Raw genomic sequence first — 17,397 nt, forward strand, 5'->3', positions numbered from 1 at the left:
CTCAGCGCTTCCACGAGCTCAAAGCCCGCCTCATCGAGCACAACGCCAAGATCGACGCCGAAGGTCCCGACTGGGGGAAGCGCCTCAGCCCGAACGGCGGCACGGATTCGAAGAGAGCCGCTGGGAAGAAAAAGAAGAAGGCGGAGTGAGTGTAGGCGCCATTTGTTATTCGTAGCGGCGGGCGTCAGCACGCCGAAAGCGAATGATGAGCGGTCGATACCCAGATCGGAAAACTGACGTTTTCCGCTACGAGGAGCCGCCAGATTAAATGCAAAAAGGGAGAACGGGCCCCAGCCCATTCTCCCTGTGGATTTGATTCGAGGCTCCTTAAATCGACACCGGCTTCTTCGTCTTCGCGGAGGCGTAGATGGCGTCGATGACCTGCATCAGGCGGAGGGCTTGCTCGGGGGTGTTCAGCGGGGCGGCTTTGCCGGTGATGGCGTCGATGAAGTTCGCGGCGGAGCCGATACGGCCCATGTCCTCACAGGCAGGGGTGACGATGCTGCGGTTCACGCTGTTGCCGTTCTCCTGGACGTAGAGTTCGCAGGTGTCGATGGCGGTGTTGTCGAGTCCGTCGATGCCGAAGAGGCGCTCGACTTTGCCGCCGGCTTTGGTGCCTTGGAAGACGACGGAGACTTCCTCACGCTTCACCATTTCAGCCCAGGAGACTTGGAGGCTGAGCACTTGGCCGGTCTTGAAGGTGACGAAGCCGTGTGCGGCGTTTTCCACATCGGTGGTGCCGCCGACGCGGTCGGGGATGCCCCAGGGGCCTTTGAATTGCTTGTCCTGAATGAAATCGGAGAAGGTCTGGCCGAGCACATGCGCAGGCTCGGGGTAGCCCATGAAATACATGGCGAGATCGACCATGTGTAGGAGGTCGATGAGCGGACCGCCGCCGGAGAGTTCCTTGGTGGTGAACCAGCCGCCAAAGCCGGGGATGCCGGTGCGGCGGATCCACTTGGCCTGCGCGGAGTTGATGGTGCCGACCACGCCTTGGTCGATGTAGGTCATCATCGCCTGCGATTCAGGGCGGGCACGGTTGTTGAAGTTAAACAGCACCTGTTTCCCGGCTTTTTTGGCCGCCGCGATGATTTCCTGCACTTCGCCAGCATTCAGCGCGGGTGGTTTTTCGGAGAAGACGTGCTTGCCCGCTTCAAGGCACTGAATGGTGAGCGGTTTGTGAAATTTGTTCGGCACGATGATGCTCACGGCTTCAATCTCAGGACTGCCTGCGAGCATCGCTTCCACAGAATCATACGACTTGGCGATGCCATACTTCTCCGCCGCTTTGGCGGCTGCGCCGGGGGCCGCATCGGCCACTGCCACGATTTCCGCGCCCGCTTGGCGGAAACCCGCCGCGTGATACTGCAACATGCCGCCTGCTCCGATGACTCCTGCTTTGATTGCCATAAAGATTGTGTGTGTAGGGTTGAAGGATGAAAATCCGGGCGCGAGAATGCCGGGCGGGAGCAGCGGAGTCAAGACTGTAAAAGGCTGACGACAAATCCCCTGCGACCGCCGATTTTCGTGCTTAGGAATTGCTCATTCCTTCGTCATTCTGAATTCGTCATTCGGCATTTGCCCGATTTCTTTCCTGCTAACGCATTGATCCTTGCCCCCATGCCCGTCACCACCCGCCCAGCCACCGCAGCCGATCTCGACGCCATCAACGCGATCTACAATCACTACGTCGAGCACAGCACCTGCACCTACCAAACCGTGCCCAGCACCGCGCAGGAACGGCGCGACTGGTTCGACGCGCACGGCCCCGAACATCCCGTCATCGTCGCCGAAGAAAACGGCCAGATTATCGGCTGGGCTTCGCTCAGCCGCTTTCATGCACGTCAGGCTTACTGCCACAGCGTCGAAGATTCCATTTATCTTCATCATCAGCATCGGGGCAAAGGCCTCGGCAGTCTCCTGCTCGGCGAACTGCTGCGTCTGGCGAAGGAAATCGGCCACCACACCGTCCTCGGCGGTGCTGATGCCGAACAAGCCGCCAGCATCGCCCTCCACGCCAAATTCGGCTTCGAACAAGTCTCCCGCCTCAAGGAAGTCGGCCACAAGCACGGGCGCTGGCTCGATGTGATCTGGATGCAGAAGATGCTGTAGCCAGGCACGATGTGATCATGGCCATTCACCCAAACGCATCAGCCAGAGCCGGTGGCGTAGCTGGACGGGGTTGTTCATGTCCAGCAGCCATGCCGTCGTGCGTCCCGCAGGCGTCTTGCCGAGGATGCGGGGTGGTTCCGTTTGAAAGTGATCCATCCATTTGTCCCGACGCGGATGAAACAGCACCGTCACCAGGCCGGAATCGGGATCGAGACCGGTGAGGTTGGTGCCTTTGCGCCAATTGCAGTCAGGACAGGCCAGCGCGAGGTTATCTTCATCATTCGCTCCGCCATGCTGGCGGGCGATGATGTGCTCCACATGAAAACGCAGGCCGGAATCCGTCTCCGGGATGCCACAATACTCGCAGCGGTGGCCTGCACGCTGGCGCACTCGTTCAGTGGTCGTGCGGGTCATCCGTCAGCAGGCGTTCAGGTTCACGCAGCAGCGAGGAGCAGCCGTGCCTCAGCCTTGAGCATCGACAGCACCGAATTTACCTGCACGAGATCCTGCAATTCCGCCTCCTCGTCCGGCGTCAGCGTGCCTTCACGACGGCCAGTGGCGAGGTAATCGTAGCGTTGCTGCGTGTCCTCCTCCACCTTCAGCCTCACCAGTTCATGCGCCAGTTCCCTGCTCATGCTTTTGCTCATGGGCCGCAGCAGGCGTCCCAAGGCAGTGGGTTCAAGTGAGGGAGTCATGCCTCAATGTGTACAATAGGCCGCGCTGCCGCAAGCCTGGAGTTCTGCTGAGATGCGCGAACGGAGCGTGCGGCTATTCTTCAGCCGTGATCCAGTCACCGCCAGCACCGCTCGATTAGCCGCGTCTCAGCGCAGCGATCCGCCCTGTCTGCCAACGCCACGCGGTCGTGCGCATGGAGTTGTTTGGCTCGCGTGCCAGCGGGCAGGCGCACGACGGGAGCGACTTTGACTTTCTCGTCGAATTTCTCCCTCAGGCGAACGCGGGACTGCTGGAAATGGGTGGCTTGAATGAGGAACTCGAACAGCAGCTCGGGCATCCCGTCGATTTGCCCAGCCGTCCGGCGGTGGAGCGCAGCCGCAATCCTTACCGCCGCCGTGCCATCCTGGCCGCGCCTGTCACCGTGTATGCTCAGTGACAAACAACACGGCCACCACACCGTCCTCGGCGGCATTGATGCCGATCAGCAGGCCAGCATCGCCCTCCACGCCAAATTCGGCTTCGTCAAAGTCTCCCACCTCAAAGAAATCGGCCACAAGCACGACCGCTGGCTCGACGTGATCTGGATGCAGAAGATGCTGTAAACGTAGCCATGCTCGCCAGAGCATGGACGCCGAGGTGCTTGCGAAAGCGCCCTCCGCATTCTGGCGAATGCGGCTACGGCCAGTGGCCACGCTCGCCAGAGCGTGATGGTTCGGCAGCTTGACGTTCGCCACCCAACCCGCTAGAACCGCCTCTCGGCCAACGTCTTCACGCCATGCCTCGCGACCTCACCAACACGCTCTCCCGTCGCCGCCTCATCGGCACGACGGCCATGGGCCTGTCCGGCGTGGCGATGTCGCACCTGATGGCCGAGTCGCGTTCGCATTTCCCGGCGAAGGCGAAGCGGGTGATCTGGCTGTTCATGCACGGCGGCCCGAGTCATGTCGATTTGTTTGACCCGAAGCCCGAACTCATCCGCCATGCGGGCAAACCGCTGCCGGAGAGCTACGGCACCGTCGAGACACGGCGCAAAGTTGCGCAAAACCCGCTGCTGGCACCGGTGAAGCCGTTTCGGCAGCACGGGCAGAGCGGGATCGAGATCAGCGACTTCCTGCCGCACATGGCGGGCATCGCCGATGAGATGTGCGTGATCAGGAGCTGCCATGGCGACAGCGTGAATCATCCGCAGTCGGTCTATCAGATGAACACCGGCTCCGTTCAGATGGGCAAGCCGAGCATGGGCAGTTGGGTGTCGTATGGTCTCGGCTCCGAGAACGCCGATATGCCTGCGTTTGTCGTCATGCCCGATCCCGGCGGTGGTTTGAAAGGCGGTCCACCAGCCTGGGGCAGTGGTTATCTGCCAGCGACGTATCAAGGCACCACGATGCGTGCCGGTGACAATCCCATCCTGCATCTGCACAGTCCGCAAAGCAGCGCACGCCAACGTGCCACGCTCGATCTCATTCAGCAGATGAACGTGCAGCATCAGGCGAAGCGTGCAGCCGACAGCGACCTCGACGCCCGCATCCGCGCCTACGAGTTGGCCTTCCGCATGCAGAGCGCCGCGCCGGAAGCGGTGGACATTTCGCTCGAAACCGAGGCCACCAAGCACCTTTACGGCATCGACGACCCGCAGACGAAGGAGTTCGGCACGCGCTGCCTGCTCGCACGGCGCATGATCGAGCGCGGCGTGCGCTTCGTGCAGCTTTACTCTGGTGACACGAATGGCTGGGACGCACACGAAAACGTGATGAAGAACCACACCGACCTCTGCGCCCGCACTGACAAACCCGTGGCCGGTTTGATCCGCGATTTGAAGCAGCGCGGCCTGCTGGAGGACACGCTCGTCATCTGGGGCGGCGAATTTGGCCGCATGCCGATGAGCGAGAAGGGCGTGGGCCGCGATCACAACCCCTGGGGATTCACCACCGTGCTCATGGGTGCCGGCGTGAAGCACGGTCATGTGCATGGAGCCACGGATGAATTCGGCCTGCGTGCCGCCGAGGACAAAGTCCACATCCACGACCTCCACGCCACGATCCTGCACACTCTCGGCCTGGATCACGAGCGCCTCACCTTCCGCCTCAACGGCCTCGATCAACGCCTCACCGGCGTGGAAGAAAGCCATGTCGTGAAGGGAATCCTTGCATGAGCATGAATGCTGCAAACACAGGAGAGTCTGTGGCCGCTCGGATTTGCCGCAGAGAGGCAAAGAGGCAGAGCGCGCAGAGATTCTTGAATCAAGCCTCTGCCCCCTCTGCCTCTTTGCCCCTCTGCGGCATATCCGTTCAGGCAAAGCGTGCCCTCTTCAGCATCAGTTTGAGCCTTTTGCTTGGCTGGGTTGACGCTCGCGCCGTGGCCATCCACGCCTCCGCCGATCCCGTGAAGGATGAACCACCGATCACAGCCAAAGGTCGTGACCACTGGGCCTTCAAGCCGCTGCAAACCACTCCTGGCAAGACCGGCATCGATGATTTCATCAAGGCAGACGCCAAAGCTGATCCCGCCACACTCATTCGCCGCCTCACCTTCGATCTCACCGGTCTGCCGCCTTCTTCAGAAGCGGTGCGCGCGTTTGTTCATCAGTCCCATCCCTCCTATGAAGCCTTGGTGGACAAACTCCTCGCAAGTCCGCGTTACGGCGAACATTGGGCCCAATGGTGGCTCGATCTCGCTCGCTTCGCGGAAACAGACGGCTTTGAATACGATGCCGAACGCAACCGTGCGTGGCAGTATCGCGACTGGGCCATCGACGCGCTGAACAACGACATGCCCTTCGATGTCTTCGTCCAAAAACAGATCGCGGGCGATTTGATGGGCGATGAAACGGCCACCGGCTTTCTGTTTGCCTGCCCGGACATGCCGGACCTCAACAAACAAGACGAGCGCCGCCATGTCCTTCTCAACGACATCACCACCACCGTCGGTTCCGTGGGCCTCGGCCTCACGGTCGGTTGCGCGCAGTGCCACGATCATCCGTATGATCCCATCAGCCAGGCCGACTTTTATCGGCTGCGGGCCTTCTTTGACAACACCGTGCTGCCCAAGGAGCGCAAACCGCTCGGCCCGTTTGTGCGCGTCTTCACCGAAGGCGTGCCTGCCAGCACTGTCTTCGTGCGTGGTGACCTCAAACGGCCCGGTCCCGCGATTCAACCCGCGTTTCCACGCCTTTTCGGCGAAACACCGCCCAATGCAGATCGTGCCGCACTCGCGAAATGGATCGCCAGCAAAGACAACACGATCTTCCTCCGCACGATGGCGAATCGCCTCTGGCAGCAGCACTTCGGCACGCCGCTGGCGGCGATTCCCGGCGATCTCGGTCATCAAGGCGAAGCTCCGACGAATCCCGCGCTGCTCGACTGGCTTGCCGCCGAGCTGCCACGGCAAAACTGGAGCCTCAAGAAGCTGCACAAGGCCATCGTGATGTCGCAGCACTACCAGCAGGCCGATCTGCCGCCCAAACGCCTCACCGGCGAGATGCTGCGCGATGCGATGCTCAGCGTCAGCGGCCAGCTCAATCTCAAAACCGGCGGTCTCGGCGTCAAACTGCCGCTGCCGAAGGAAATCAGCGACACGCTGCTCAAAAAACAGCACGAGGTGAACCCCGATGCCACCGAGCACAATCGACGCAGCATCTACACCTTCGCCCGTCGCAATTTGCGTCATCCGTTGTTCGAGTTATTCGATCGTCCCGACGCCCAGATGAGCTGCGCCCGCCGCAACGAGTCCACGACGGCTCCACAGGTTCTGATGCTGCTCAATTCCGAGTTCGCCCATGGCATCGCCGCCAAACTCGCCACTGATTTGAATGCAGCGCACGGCGCCGATGCCGCCGCACTCATCACCGATGCCACCTTGCGTTGTTTGTCACGCCAACCGACGAAGCAGGAGATCGAAGCGGGACGGCAGTTCCTGCAGAAACAGACATCGTTGACCCCGAGCTTCCAGGAAGCACTCGCTGACTACTGCCTGGCCTTGTTGAACTCGAACGAGTTCATTTACGTGGACTGAAGCATGAACCAAGCACCGCCTTCATAACGCGGCGGTCAAAGCATCCACCGGGTGGCAGCCGGTCTCACGCTCCAGTAAATTCAGGTGCGCTGGGAACTCGCGCTCCCGGCGGATGAGTTTCCGTTTGAGCCGCCCCGGCTTTCGGGCTAGTCAGCAGGTCACTATTTTCCCATGAGCAGCCCTTCCGCACACACTTACAAACAAGCCGGCGTCGATATTCACGAAGCAGCGTCGCTGGTCGATGACATCGGAGTGCTGGTGAAGCGCACGCAGCGCAACCGGAAGCTGGCGAATCCCTTTGGCCTGTTTGCCGCCGCCTACGACCTCAGCGGTTACAAGCACCCCATGATCCTCACTGGCTGTGATGGCGTGGGCACGAAGATCGAGCTGCTGCTCAAGCACGATCAGCTCGAAGCCGCCGGCAAAGACCTCGTGGCGATGAACGTGAACGACGTGCTCACCACGGGTGCCGATCCCATCATGTTCCTCGACTACGTGGGCATCCCGAAGATCGACAAGCGGCAGATCACCCGCATCATCGCCGGCATGACGGAATACCTGGAGGCGTGCAACTGCATCCTCGCCGGCGGTGAAACGGCCGAGATGCCCGGCATGGTGCCCGAGGGCATGGTCGAGCTCAGCGGCTTCGCCATCGGTGCCTGCGAGAAGGAAGACATGCTCGACCCCGGCACCATCGCCGCCGGAGACGTGCTCATCGGTTGGCCCAGTGCGGGCTTCCACGCGAACGGCTTCAGCCTCGTGCGCCGCATCATCGATAAGGAAAAGCTCACCTTCAGCGAGGACGAAATGCGCACGCTGCTGCTGCCGACGCTGCTTTATCATGAGGAGACAAAGGCGCTCAAAGCGGCTGGCGTACGCCCGCGTGCGATGGCGCACATCACCGGTGGCGGTCTGCCCGAGAATCTCGGCCGCATCTTCCTGAAGCGCGGCCTCGGCGCGAACCTGCGCATTCCGTTCTGGCAAAACGACGTGGTGCAGAAGGTGCTGCGTCACGCGGACCCGAAGGACGCCTTCGACACCTTCAACATGGGCCTCGGCTGGGTAGCGATTGTCTCCCCTGAGGATGTGGACAAGGCGCTGGCCTGCGGCAACGGCGCGAAGGTCATCGGCACGATGGATACGAGCGCCCAGGTGAGCGTGGAAGTCGTCTGAGGAGGAGAGGGATCATCTTGATTCCGCAGCTTGTTTTGAAAAAGGGGATCAGGATGATCCCCCTCCTCCATGCTCATGTAAAGCGTGAGCGTCGGCGCAGCATGAAGGCGAGGCCTGAGCACAAAATCAGCAAGGCACTGCCAGGCTCGGGAACGGGGAGGAACATGGTATTAAATGTGTTGTTGGCGACGTTGGCACCGAGAATGGCACCATCGAGGTTGTCGGACATCCAGTGAATGCCGCCGTAGATGCGGCTCATGCCGGCCTCCTGGGCAGCTTCGCTGAAGCTGGTAAAACTCCGCTCATAGCCTCCTGGCAAGAAGGGCGATTCGGAATCGACGTTGAAAGCGATGTCGTCGGTGCCAAAGAAATTCGCCAAAACCGTGGCTCCCGTCATGCTGAAGGCGCTATGTCCGCTGGTATAAGCACCAAAGGACGGGTTGGGGATGAGCGGGGTCCAAAGAGCGTCTTCAATGGTATTGGGATTGCCGTCTGAATCTGCCGTGTTGATGGCAAGCATCGGGCGCCAGGTGTCAAAAAAGACCTTGGCATCCCAGGAGGCGATGCCAGCGTCTGCCTCGGCGATATTGAGCAGGGCAAAGAGGCGGGCATTGTCCTCCACACTCAAGCTCATGCTGGCAGAGATGCTTTGCGCGATGCGGTTCCAGTGACCAGGCGGTGAGGAGGTGCCTGGGCCATCCACCCAGAAGTAAGCGATGATGGTTTGATCTGCGGTACGAGTGGTACTGTTCGTGCCTCCAATATCCTTTACCAAGTTGAATTCAGCCTCATAGACTGAACTCTGCGTCCATGCAGCATAATCAGCCGGCTGATAACCATTTGGGCCCGCTGGGCGGAACTGGCTTGAGGACGTCATGGCGAAGGGGGTCATCTCGCTCCACTGCGGTTTGATGAAGGAGCCTGATCCGCTGCCCCAGGCGCCTGGCGTCGTTCCCGGTTGCCAATGGCCGACCGTGCCGAGCGGCTGCGGGGTGTAGCTGGAAGCCGTGTCCTTGCCATCGTTCAAACGGGCTGTAATCATGCCCAAAGCAGCAGCCGACCCGATCTCATACCCACGGGTCACGCTGTCGCTCGGGGTGAGAGAAGACATTTGAGTGTTGTAGAGATTGTCAAAGTTCGCCTGATAGGGATTCCCAGCGCCATACAAGTCCTCGTAGATGGAGGTCAGTGTGCTGTAGGCCGCTGTGGCTGCCGCCGCCGTCAGGTCGATGCCGCTGCCGCTGGTGGTAGGATCGTAGTAGCCCAGATAAGAAGTGTAATTCCGATTCACCGAGTTGACCGCGTCATACATGGCTCCACCAAGCATGCCCATAGTCCGCGAATTGCATGGCGGCGTGGCCGTACTTCCCTCAGCGGCAAAGGTCTGGCGCATGAGCGCGTTCCAGTCAGTGATCACATCAGCTCCCGCCATGCTTGTGAGGGCAAGGAGCATCAAAAGACGAAGGAGGCTTTTTTTCATAAATGAGACGTGGAGGCTTTATTAAACAATCCATATTTTATGGTAATTATATCTCAAGGCAAGCCCTGCGTATTAAAATTTCGCTCATCCGAAAGAACTCAACCCTGCAAACAGTCTGGAAAGGCACCATGAAGTCCTTGCCCTCGCTCCTGCCGCTTGCACTGCTCGTCTCCAGCCTGCTTGCCTCCTCCATCATCTGCCCAGCCCAGCAGCCCGCCCCTCCCGCCAAGGCCAAACGTGCGCCCAATCCGGCCATGGACCCGATTCAGGATGTCGCCGGCCTGCCCCGCGTCCTGCTCATCGGCGATTCCATCTCAATCGGCTACACCGTGGCCACGCGGAAACTGCTGGCGGGCAAAGCCAATGTCCACCGCATCCCCACCAACGGCGGACCAACGAAGAACGGCGTCGCGAACATCGCCAAATGGCTCGGCACCGGCACATGGGACGTGATTCACTTCAACTGGGGCATCCACGACCTCAAATACATGCCCGATGGCAAGCGCCAGGTCGAACCCGCCGATTACGAGGCCAATCTGCGCAGCCTCGTCGCCACCTTGAAGGCCACCGGTGCCAAATTGATCTGGGCCACCACCACGCCCATCCCCGCAGGTGACCTCAACCCACCGCGTCGATTCGGCCAGGTGCCCGAATACAACGCCATCGCCGCCAAAGTGATGGCCGAAAACGGCGTCGCCACCGACGACCTCAACGCCCACATCACCCCGCAGCTCGCCACCATGCAAAATCCGCGCGATGTCCACTACACCGGCGCGGGCAGCGAATATCTGGCCAAGAAAGTCGCCGAGGCGATCAGCGAAGCGCTCGCAAAGTAACCGCACGCCGGTTGCGCCGGGGTGAATCCCGCCTATCTACGCGGCCCGCTTATGCACAGCTTTCATTATCACCAAGGCCAGTTGTTTGCCGAAAACGTCCCGCTTCAGTCGCTCGCCGAACAGCACGGCACGCCGCTATACGTCTATTCCAAGGCCACCATCACCGGCCATTTCACCCGCCTGGACGCAGCGCTGGAAAAGTTGGACCACCTCATCTGCTATGCGGTGAAGGCGAACTCGAACCTCGCCGTGCTCAACTCCATCGCCAAGCTCGGCGGCGGCTTTGACATCGTCTCCGCCGGTGAACTCTACCGCGTCATCAAAGCCGGTGGCGATCCCGCGAAATGCACCTTCGCCGGTGTCGGCAAGACCCGCGATGAGATCGAATTCGCCCTCAAAGCCGGCATCTACTGCTTCAACGCCGAGTCCGAGGCCGAACTGCATTATATCAACCAAGTCGCCGGTGAAATTGGCCTGAAAGCGCCCGTCGCCGTGCGCGTGAACCCAAACGTCGATGCGAAGACGCACGCCAAGATCACCACCGGCAAGAGCGAGAACAAGTTCGGCATCGATTTCGACCAGATCCTCGATGTCTATGCCCGCGTGGCCGCTGACTGCCCCAATCTCATCATCAAGGGCCTGCAGATGCACATCGGCTCGCAGCTCACCAATGTGGATCCTTTCCTCGAAGCGGTGCAGAAGGTCATCCCGCTCGTGAAGCAGGTGAAACAGAGCTACGGCATCGAATTCTTCAGCATCGGCGGCGGCATTGGCATCAATTACAAGCAGAGCCTCGACTCCGGCGATGCTTCGTGGTGGCAGGACAATGTCGAGACGCATCCGCTCACCGTTCAGGCCTACGCCGAGGCCGTGGTGCCGCATCTGGAGCCGCTCGGCCTGCGCATCCTCTGCGAACCCGGCCGCTTCATGGTCGGCAACGCCGGGGTGCTGCTCACCAAGGTGCTGTACGAAAAGCGCGGCGGTGCCAAGACCTTCAAGATCGTCGATGCCGGCATGAACGACCTCATCCGCCCGACGCTTTACGAGGGCTGGCATCAAATCGTGCCACTCAAGCAGCCCAAGACGAACGCGCTCGAAAAAGTCGATGTCGTCGGTCCGATCTGCGAATCCGGCGACTTCCTCGCCCAGAACCGCGAAATCCCGCATGTGGCCGAAGGCGACTACCTCGCCGTGCTCAGCGCCGGAGCCTATGGCTTCACGATGGCCTCGAACTACAACACCCGCCCCATGCCCGCTGAAATCCTCGTCGATGGTGACAAAGCCACCGTCGTCCGCGAGCGCCAGACGCTCGATGACGTGCTCAAAGGCGAGCACATCGCTTGAGAAAATATTCATAACCACTGACTTGCACTGACTGACACTGATAAGAATCAAAAAACTCTGAATTAGTGCCAGTCAGTGTCAGTTAGTGGTTCAAATTTCTGATCTTCACATGCACATCGCCGACATCCTCAAAGCCCAGCGTCCGACACTGTCGTTCGAGTTCTTCCCGCCGAAGTCTGCGGAAGCCTTCGAGGCGCTGTATCAAACCATCGGCGAACTCGAAGCCTTCAAGCCCTCGTTCGTCAGCGTCACCTACGGTGCGGGCGGCTCCACACGTGAACTCACGCATGATCTTGTCGTCCGCATCAACACGACTACCAGTCTCGATGCCGTGCCGCATCTCACCTGCGTCTGTCACAGCGAGGCCGACATCGCGGGCATCCTCGAACGCTACGCCAAGGCCGGCGTGAGCAACATCCTCGCCCTCGGCGGCGATCCGCCGAAAAATCTCGCGAACTACGAGCGCGCGAAGGACGCCTTCCAGCACGCCGCCGATCTCGTCGCCTTCATCAAGAAGTTCAACGCCAGCGGTGCGCATCCTGACAAGCGCGGCTTCGGCATCGGCGTCGCCGGTTTCCCTGAAGGCCATCCCACCACGCCGAATCGCGTGTTGGAAATGGATTACCTCAAAGCCAAGGTCGATGCCGGTGCGGACTACATCTGCACCCAGTTGTTTTTCGACAACCACGACTTCTTCGACTTCCGCGAGCGCTGCCAGCTCGCTGGCATCAACATTCCCATCATCGCCGGCATCATGCCCATCACCAGCGCCGCCGGCATGCGCCGCATGGCCGAACTCGCCGCCGGTGCGCGCTATCCTGCCAAGCTCCTGCGCGCCATCCAGCGCTGTGGCAAGGACGAGGACGCGGTGCAGAAAGTCGGCATCCACTACGCTACCGAACAGTGCCGCGACCTGCTCGATCACAGCGTCGATGGCATCCATTTCTACACCTTGAACAAATCCCACGCCACGCGGGAGATCTACTCCAGCCTCGGCATCCGCGACTCCGCTGCCGTGCGGCCGCAATCATGAGCGGGGAACTGCCACTCATCGCCGCCATCGAGGCCGGCGGCACCAAGTTCGTCTGCGCCGTCGGCACCGGACCGCATGACGTGCGTGAAGTAACCCGCATCGCCACCACCACGCCCGAAGACACTCTCGCCGGCGTGACACGCTTCCTCTCGATGGCGAAATCAAAGCACGGCCCCTTCGCCGCCATCGGCATTGGCTCCTTCGGCCCCATTGATCTCGACAAAAACAGCGAGACCTACGGCTACATCACCTCCACGCCCAAGCCCGGCTGGCAGTTCACCAACATCGTGCCCAAGCTGCAGGACCGCTACCACGTCCCCATCGCCTGGGACACCGATGTGAACGCCGCCGTCCTCGCCGAATTCCTCTGGGGTGCCGGGCAAGACACCGACCCGCTCATCTACATCACCGTCGGCACCGGCGTCGGTGGCGGGGTGCTCATCAATGGCCAGCTCCTGCACGGCCTGCTGCATCCCGAGATCGGCCATCTCCTCGTCCCACCGCCGCACAACTCCACCGCCATCCAGCAGGCCTGCCACTGCCCGTTTCACAAAAGCTGCGTCGAAGGCTACGTCAGCGGCACCGCCCTCGCCACCCGCTGGGGCGTCAAGGCCGATGCCCTCCCGCCCGATCATCCCGCGTGGGAAGAAGTCGCCGATGTCATGGCGCACGCCTTGATGAATCTCACCCTCAGCCTCTGCCCGAAGCGCATCATCCTCGGCGGCGGCGTCATGAGCCAGGACCACATCCTGCCCCTCATTCGCGGCCAGCTCAAAAAGCTCAACAACCACTACCTCCGCGTCCCCGAACTCGACCGCACCATCGACGACTTCATCGTCTCCCCCGGTTTGGGAGCACGTTCAGGATTGCTGGGGGCTCTGGCGCTTGGGAAATATGAGCTGGATCGGCATTTGAAGCAGAGCGCTGATATTCCATCGGCTTGAATGGGTCCAAGATCGACATCCATGCGCTGAAAGCGCAACACTCCTTAGTAGAGTAGGCAGGAGGGCCGATAGCGCTTCGCGAGTTCCTCCGGCCACCACTTCACTCGGTGCTCGCCATGTCGTGCTGCGGTTGATCACCTCGCTCACTTTCTCTCGCAGGTTCGCTTGGCTCTTCGCCGATGGCTCGACATGTGGGTAACTTCGACGTGTGCGCCGACTGGCTCGCCAGTTGATCGTGAAGCCGAGGAAGTTCATCTTCGCGTGTTGCGCTCGGATGTTGACCAGCTTGGTCTTCACTTCGTTAAAGTTGGAACACGGCTGCTGCTATGCCCCCATTTGTGGGGAAGTCGGCATTGCCCAGTGAAATCGGTCCTAGAGTCGTGGCAATTGGCATTCATCTTGACGCCGTTTGATGCCGCAGAGTTAGTACCGGACGTATGTTTGCAAAATGTCCATTCAAGGCGCGACTAATATTCACAGTTTATTGCGCACTGATTGTTTCACAGCTGGTTCCTAATTCGGTTCAAGCACAGTCGCCTTTGACCACGTTCAGCCAGTCTGGCATCTCAGGTGGCGGCGATTTGATTAGCGCCGCCATTAATCCGGCTAACAACAACCATATCTACATTGGATGTGATATGATGGGGGTCTATCGAACTACCAATCAGGGTCAGTCCTGGTCGATGCTGCCCACACCAACCCTTGCCTGCGGACCTGGCTTCAATGTTCAGTTCACTTATGGCAGCCGCGGCGTTGTGCAGTACGCCACGAAAAGAAATTCATGGACCAGCAATGCCACGGTGCCATGCATAAGCACAGATAACGGCCTTTCTTGGGCGCAGATGAACCTCCCGGCGAACTCATCATCAGGGTCCATATTTGGACATTTGTTTGCAGATGTTACTGGTTCTGGCGGCAGTACGCAGCGTCTCGTTTTAGAAGACTATCAAAAAATTTGGTTCACCCGCACGAATGGTTCCTCCTACTCTCTAGCCTATAGCGTTACTAACATGGGTGGCCTGCGCGTAGCCGGTGTGTTTTGGGATGGCAATTCCATTTATATCGGTACGAATATAGGGTTGTTGGTCTCTACCGACAACGGCGCAAGCTGGACACTCGAAAATCTTCACCCTGGCATGACGGATGGTCAGCAAATAATCGAGTTCTGTGGTGCCAAAAATCCCACCACTGGGATGATCAGCTTGTTTGCGGTATCCGTGTTGAACACTGTTCCAATCCAAACGTGGACCGAAACCCGCTATATTCTCAATTCCAGCTACGCTGGCCTTTATCGCATGGACTATCTCGGGCCAAAATCGTCGTGGGTAAAGAAGCCTATCCCCTCTTCCGTCGCCGTTCGTCATGTCGATGTGTCCATCAATGACAGCCGCTTTCCTTGGTGCAGTGCGGGACGGGGCATCAATGAGCAAGTATTCAAAAGTAGCGACGGTGGCAACACCTGGGTCAATACGTTCAAAACGCAGATCAACCCCGGTGTGTCCATTCCCAATCAGAACATTACTACGGGTTTCGAAGGCGATGGCGGCATCTTTAGCTTTTTGTGGGGAACCACATCTTCCGCACTCGATGTCGCCGATTACAATCCCCGTGCAGTGATTGTGACCGGGGCCTGTCCGTATTTAACGCTGGACGGTGGCGCTACCTGGCGGCAGGCATGCGTGTCACCCACCACTCAGAATCTCCCAGGCACGGCCGTCCCCATTAACAAAGCCTACAGCTCAAATGGACTCAATGTGACCTCTGGCAATTGCATGTTTTTTCTTGGCGCGGGTGAGATGATGATTGGCAGTGCTGACATCGGCATACAATACTCATCTGACGCTGGTGCCACGTGGGGGTTTCATCGCAATTTGCTCACTGCTTACGGAACCCAGCGCTGGCCAAACTGCAACCGCCTCGCCCGCAGCGCCACTGGCACCCCTCTCTACGCTGCCGTCTCCGATTTACACGACATGTATGAAACTCAAACAATCGATGACGCCACCATCAACAAAGGCACTGGCGATGTGCTCATCTCATCGAACAATGGCATCTCATGGACCGGCGTGTCCTCGTTAAAGGCAAACGGCCTGCCTAATGGCAAATTCCCCGGTCCAGTCGTATGGGTGGCCACCGACAATGGCAACGCCGCACGTTCAACCTGGGTCTATGCCTGCGTCGCCAACAGCTTCAGCACGCTAGGTGGCATTTACCTTTCCAAAAACAAAGGATTAACCTGGGCCAAGCGTGCCAACCCGCCAAGAACTCTTGGCCACCCATACAACCTCACCGTACTGCCTTCAGGCCAGCTCGTCGCAAGCTACAGTGCCACCTTATCACCCCAAGGCGTCCTCTCACAAAGTTCTGGCGTGTTTTTGAGCAATGACTTTGGCACCACATGGCTGGACCGCTCTTCACCCCAGATGAAGTATTTCACCAAAGACGTGATCGTTGACCCCACCGCACCCAGCACCTGGTATGCCTCTGTTTATGGAGCCATCGCCAACAATACCGGTAACGGCGGCATTTACAAAACAACCAACATGGGAATCGCTTGGACTCGCGTGTTTGCTGATGAATACTGTCAATCCGTCACCGTGTTATCGAACACGAAACGCACCATTTACGCCACGACCGACGGCCACGGTCTCTTCGTCGCCCCGGATGGCAACGCTATCACTCCGGTCTTTAGCAATGTCCCTAACTTCCCTTTTGGCCGCACCAAACGCGTCTTCGCGGACCCTTCATCGTCCTCTAACTTTTGGGTCACCACCATGGGCGGCGGTCAATTCAAAGGAACGACGAAATAGCAGCGGTCAATATATTCAGGACTACTCCCTGCACCGTGCATCTTCAAAATCATACCCTTTGCCGCTCCACTCCCTTCCATTGCCCCCCATCAACACAATGCCTGCGGAGGCCAGTTTGAATAAGGCAAGAGCCATGACTTCGACCGTGAAACTCGTCCTCAATCACGACACTTACACCGCGGTGCTGCGGGAGATTGTGCCTTCGGCCAAACGGCTGCTCTGGCTCGTGACGGCAGACATCAAGGATCTGCACGTCGAGGGCGGGCGGAAAAAATTCGTGCCGTTCCTGGAGGTGCTCGCCGGGTTGATCCGTGAGGGTGTCGAGGTCAGGCTCGTGCATGCCAAGGAGCCCGGACCGCGCTTCCGCCAGGACTTCGACCGCTTCCCGGAACTCATCGGCAGCGATCTCTTCACCCGCATCCTCTGTCCGCGCATGCACATGAAATGCGTCATCGCCGACGAACGCATCGCCTACATCGGCTCCGCCAACCTCACCGGTGCCGGCCTGGGTGCCAAGAGCGACCACCGCCGCAACTTCGAGGCCGGCATCGTCACCGAAGACCGGGCCACCATCCGCGCACTCATGGAGTTTCTCGACGCCTACTTCCTCGGCGATCACTGCCTCAAGTGCCAGCGCCGCGACGTTTGTCCTGATCCGATTGTATAGCCCCATTTGACGGCGCTCTGCCCGCCACGCGTGCCATCTCCCCGCCCTGCAAAAGACCTCTGCCGCCATGTCGGCGGCACTCTTTTGCACGAAAAAGCCCCGTCTAGCCAAGGGGGGCATCGAAAAGGTCTGGGAGGACGAAAATCGCGCCAGCGTCCCGGAGTGCGGCGGCAGAGATGCCAGGGGCACCTGGCATCGGCGACGCCGCTCTCGTGAGGCCATAAGACCCCGAAGACCACCAAAGCTCCGCCGGAGCAGAAACACCGCTCATGCGCCGCTGACGGGAGTCTATCCTCATACGAGCATCCCCAC

At 59.6% G+C, this 17,397-nt stretch carries 16 protein-coding genes; 12 read left to right on the forward strand and 4 right to left on the reverse strand.

Annotated elements, in window-relative coordinates:
- Window positions 1–327 precede the first annotated feature (327 nt).
- Window positions 328–1,410 carry a Gfo/Idh/MocA family protein gene (locus ACKVY0_RS21690; protein WP_409216943.1) on the reverse strand — a complete coding sequence of 361 codons (1,083 nt, stop codon included), beginning with the start codon at window positions 1,408–1,410 and terminating at the stop codon, window positions 328–330.
- 210 nt (window positions 1,411–1,620) lie between these two features.
- Here ACKVY0_RS21690 and ACKVY0_RS21695 point away from each other — a divergent pair, with 210 nt between their 5' ends.
- Entirely contained in the window at window positions 1,621–2,112 is a 492-nt protein-coding gene (locus ACKVY0_RS21695; RefSeq protein WP_409216944.1) for a GNAT family N-acetyltransferase, read from the forward strand.
- A 15-nt stretch (window positions 2,113–2,127) separates the two neighbouring features.
- Here ACKVY0_RS21695 and ACKVY0_RS21700 read toward each other — a convergent pair whose 3' ends face one another.
- Both ACKVY0_RS21700 and ACKVY0_RS21705 read right to left on the reverse strand, forming a co-directional pair.
- Window positions 2,128–2,526: an HNH endonuclease gene (locus ACKVY0_RS21700; RefSeq protein WP_409216945.1), complete on the reverse strand. Its 399-nt coding sequence runs from the start codon at window positions 2,524–2,526 to the stop codon at window positions 2,128–2,130.
- Window positions 2,527–2,546: 20 nt separating this feature from the next.
- Window positions 2,547–2,807, reverse strand: a complete 261-nt coding sequence (locus ACKVY0_RS21705) for a hypothetical protein (RefSeq protein WP_409216946.1) — start codon at window positions 2,805–2,807, stop codon at window positions 2,547–2,549.
- A 137-nt stretch (window positions 2,808–2,944) separates the two neighbouring features.
- Between ACKVY0_RS21705 and ACKVY0_RS21710 the strand changes: the two genes are divergently transcribed.
- The 5 genes from ACKVY0_RS21710 to purM all read left to right on the forward strand — a co-directional run bounded on the left by ACKVY0_RS21710 (window position 2,945) and on the right by purM (window position 7,971).
- Window positions 2,945–3,223, forward strand: a complete 279-nt coding sequence (locus ACKVY0_RS21710; RefSeq protein WP_409216958.1) for a nucleotidyltransferase family protein — start codon at window positions 2,945–2,947, stop codon at window positions 3,221–3,223.
- On the forward strand, window positions 3,213–3,389 hold the full coding sequence (locus ACKVY0_RS21715) for a GNAT family N-acetyltransferase (protein ID WP_409216947.1): 177 nt from the start codon (window positions 3,213–3,215) through the stop codon (window positions 3,387–3,389). Before ACKVY0_RS21710 ends, ACKVY0_RS21715 begins: the two co-directional genes overlap by 11 nt.
- A gap of 173 nt (window positions 3,390–3,562) precedes the next feature.
- A complete protein-coding gene (locus ACKVY0_RS21720; protein ID WP_409216948.1) occupies window positions 3,563–4,939 on the forward strand; it encodes a DUF1501 domain-containing protein in 1,377 nt (458 codons plus the stop codon).
- 203 nt (window positions 4,940–5,142) lie between these two features.
- Entirely contained in the window at window positions 5,143–6,798 is a 1,656-nt protein-coding gene (locus tag ACKVY0_RS21725; RefSeq protein WP_409216949.1) for a DUF1549 and DUF1553 domain-containing protein, read from the forward strand.
- 171 nt (window positions 6,799–6,969) lie between these two features.
- Complete coding sequence (purM, locus tag ACKVY0_RS21730) at window positions 6,970–7,971, forward strand: phosphoribosylformylglycinamidine cyclo-ligase (protein ID WP_409216950.1); 1,002 nt, start codon at window positions 6,970–6,972, stop codon at window positions 7,969–7,971.
- A 73-nt stretch (window positions 7,972–8,044) separates the two neighbouring features.
- Here the strand turns inward: purM and ACKVY0_RS21735 are convergent, their stop codons facing one another.
- Entirely contained in the window at window positions 8,045–9,451 is a 1,407-nt protein-coding gene (locus ACKVY0_RS21735; protein WP_409216951.1) for a vanadium-dependent haloperoxidase, read from the reverse strand.
- Window positions 9,452–9,579: 128 nt separating this feature from the next.
- On the opposite strand from ACKVY0_RS21735, the gene ACKVY0_RS21740 reads away from it, so the two are divergent.
- From ACKVY0_RS21740 to ACKVY0_RS21765, 6 genes are all read left to right on the forward strand, one after another.
- Window positions 9,580–10,287 (forward strand): SGNH/GDSL hydrolase family protein, encoded by a 708-nt coding sequence (locus ACKVY0_RS21740; protein ID WP_409216952.1) that lies wholly within the window; start codon window positions 9,580–9,582, stop codon window positions 10,285–10,287.
- 51 nt (window positions 10,288–10,338) lie between these two features.
- Window positions 10,339–11,631, forward strand: a complete 1,293-nt coding sequence (lysA, locus tag ACKVY0_RS21745) for a diaminopimelate decarboxylase (RefSeq protein ID WP_409216953.1) — start codon at window positions 10,339–10,341, stop codon at window positions 11,629–11,631.
- 109 nt (window positions 11,632–11,740) lie between these two features.
- A complete protein-coding gene (metF, locus tag ACKVY0_RS21750; protein ID WP_409216954.1) occupies window positions 11,741–12,664 on the forward strand; it encodes a methylenetetrahydrofolate reductase [NAD(P)H] in 924 nt (307 codons plus the stop codon).
- Window positions 12,661–13,608, forward strand: coding sequence for an ROK family protein (locus ACKVY0_RS21755; RefSeq protein WP_409216955.1), 948 nt, complete (start codon window positions 12,661–12,663; stop codon window positions 13,606–13,608). The genes metF and ACKVY0_RS21755 overlap by 4 nt, the downstream gene beginning before the upstream one ends.
- 539 nt (window positions 13,609–14,147) lie before the next feature.
- Entirely contained in the window at window positions 14,148–16,418 is a 2,271-nt protein-coding gene (locus ACKVY0_RS21760; protein ID WP_409216956.1) for a hypothetical protein, read from the forward strand.
- A 145-nt stretch (window positions 16,419–16,563) separates the two neighbouring features.
- On the forward strand, window positions 16,564–17,085 hold the full coding sequence (locus tag ACKVY0_RS21765) for a phospholipase D-like domain-containing protein (protein WP_409216957.1): 522 nt from the start codon (window positions 16,564–16,566) through the stop codon (window positions 17,083–17,085).
- The last annotated feature ends 312 nt before the right edge of the window (window positions 17,086–17,397 follow it).

Source organism: Prosthecobacter sp. (assembly GCF_046154365.1).
In the GTDB taxonomy this organism is placed as follows: Bacteria; Verrucomicrobiota; Verrucomicrobiia; order Verrucomicrobiales; family Verrucomicrobiaceae; genus Prosthecobacter.

Coding starts and splice junctions, on each gene's coding strand:
- ACKVY0_RS21755 (WP_409216955.1), top strand. CDS start 12,661: ATGAGCGGGGAACTGCCACTCATCGCCGCCATCGAGGCCGGCGGCACC.
- ACKVY0_RS21690 (WP_409216943.1), bottom strand. CDS start 1,410: ATGGCAATCAAAGCAGGAGTCATCGGAGCAGGCGGCATGTTGCAGTAT.
- ACKVY0_RS21705 (WP_409216946.1), bottom strand. CDS start 2,807: ATGACTCCCTCACTTGAACCCACTGCCTTGGGACGCCTGCTGCGGCCC.
- ACKVY0_RS21740 (WP_409216952.1), top strand. CDS start 9,580: ATGAAGTCCTTGCCCTCGCTCCTGCCGCTTGCACTGCTCGTCTCCAGC.
- ACKVY0_RS21735 (WP_409216951.1), bottom strand. CDS start 9,451: ATGAAAAAAAGCCTCCTTCGTCTTTTGATGCTCCTTGCCCTCACAAGC.
- metF (WP_409216954.1), top strand. CDS start 11,741: ATGCACATCGCCGACATCCTCAAAGCCCAGCGTCCGACACTGTCGTTC.
- ACKVY0_RS21715 (WP_409216947.1), top strand. CDS start 3,213: ATGCTCAGTGACAAACAACACGGCCACCACACCGTCCTCGGCGGCATT.
- lysA (WP_409216953.1), top strand. CDS start 10,339: ATGCACAGCTTTCATTATCACCAAGGCCAGTTGTTTGCCGAAAACGTC.
- ACKVY0_RS21695 (WP_409216944.1), top strand. CDS start 1,621: ATGCCCGTCACCACCCGCCCAGCCACCGCAGCCGATCTCGACGCCATC.
- ACKVY0_RS21700 (WP_409216945.1), bottom strand. CDS start 2,526: ATGACCCGCACGACCACTGAACGAGTGCGCCAGCGTGCAGGCCACCGC.
- purM (WP_409216950.1), top strand. CDS start 6,970: ATGAGCAGCCCTTCCGCACACACTTACAAACAAGCCGGCGTCGATATT.
- ACKVY0_RS21720 (WP_409216948.1), top strand. CDS start 3,563: ATGCCTCGCGACCTCACCAACACGCTCTCCCGTCGCCGCCTCATCGGC.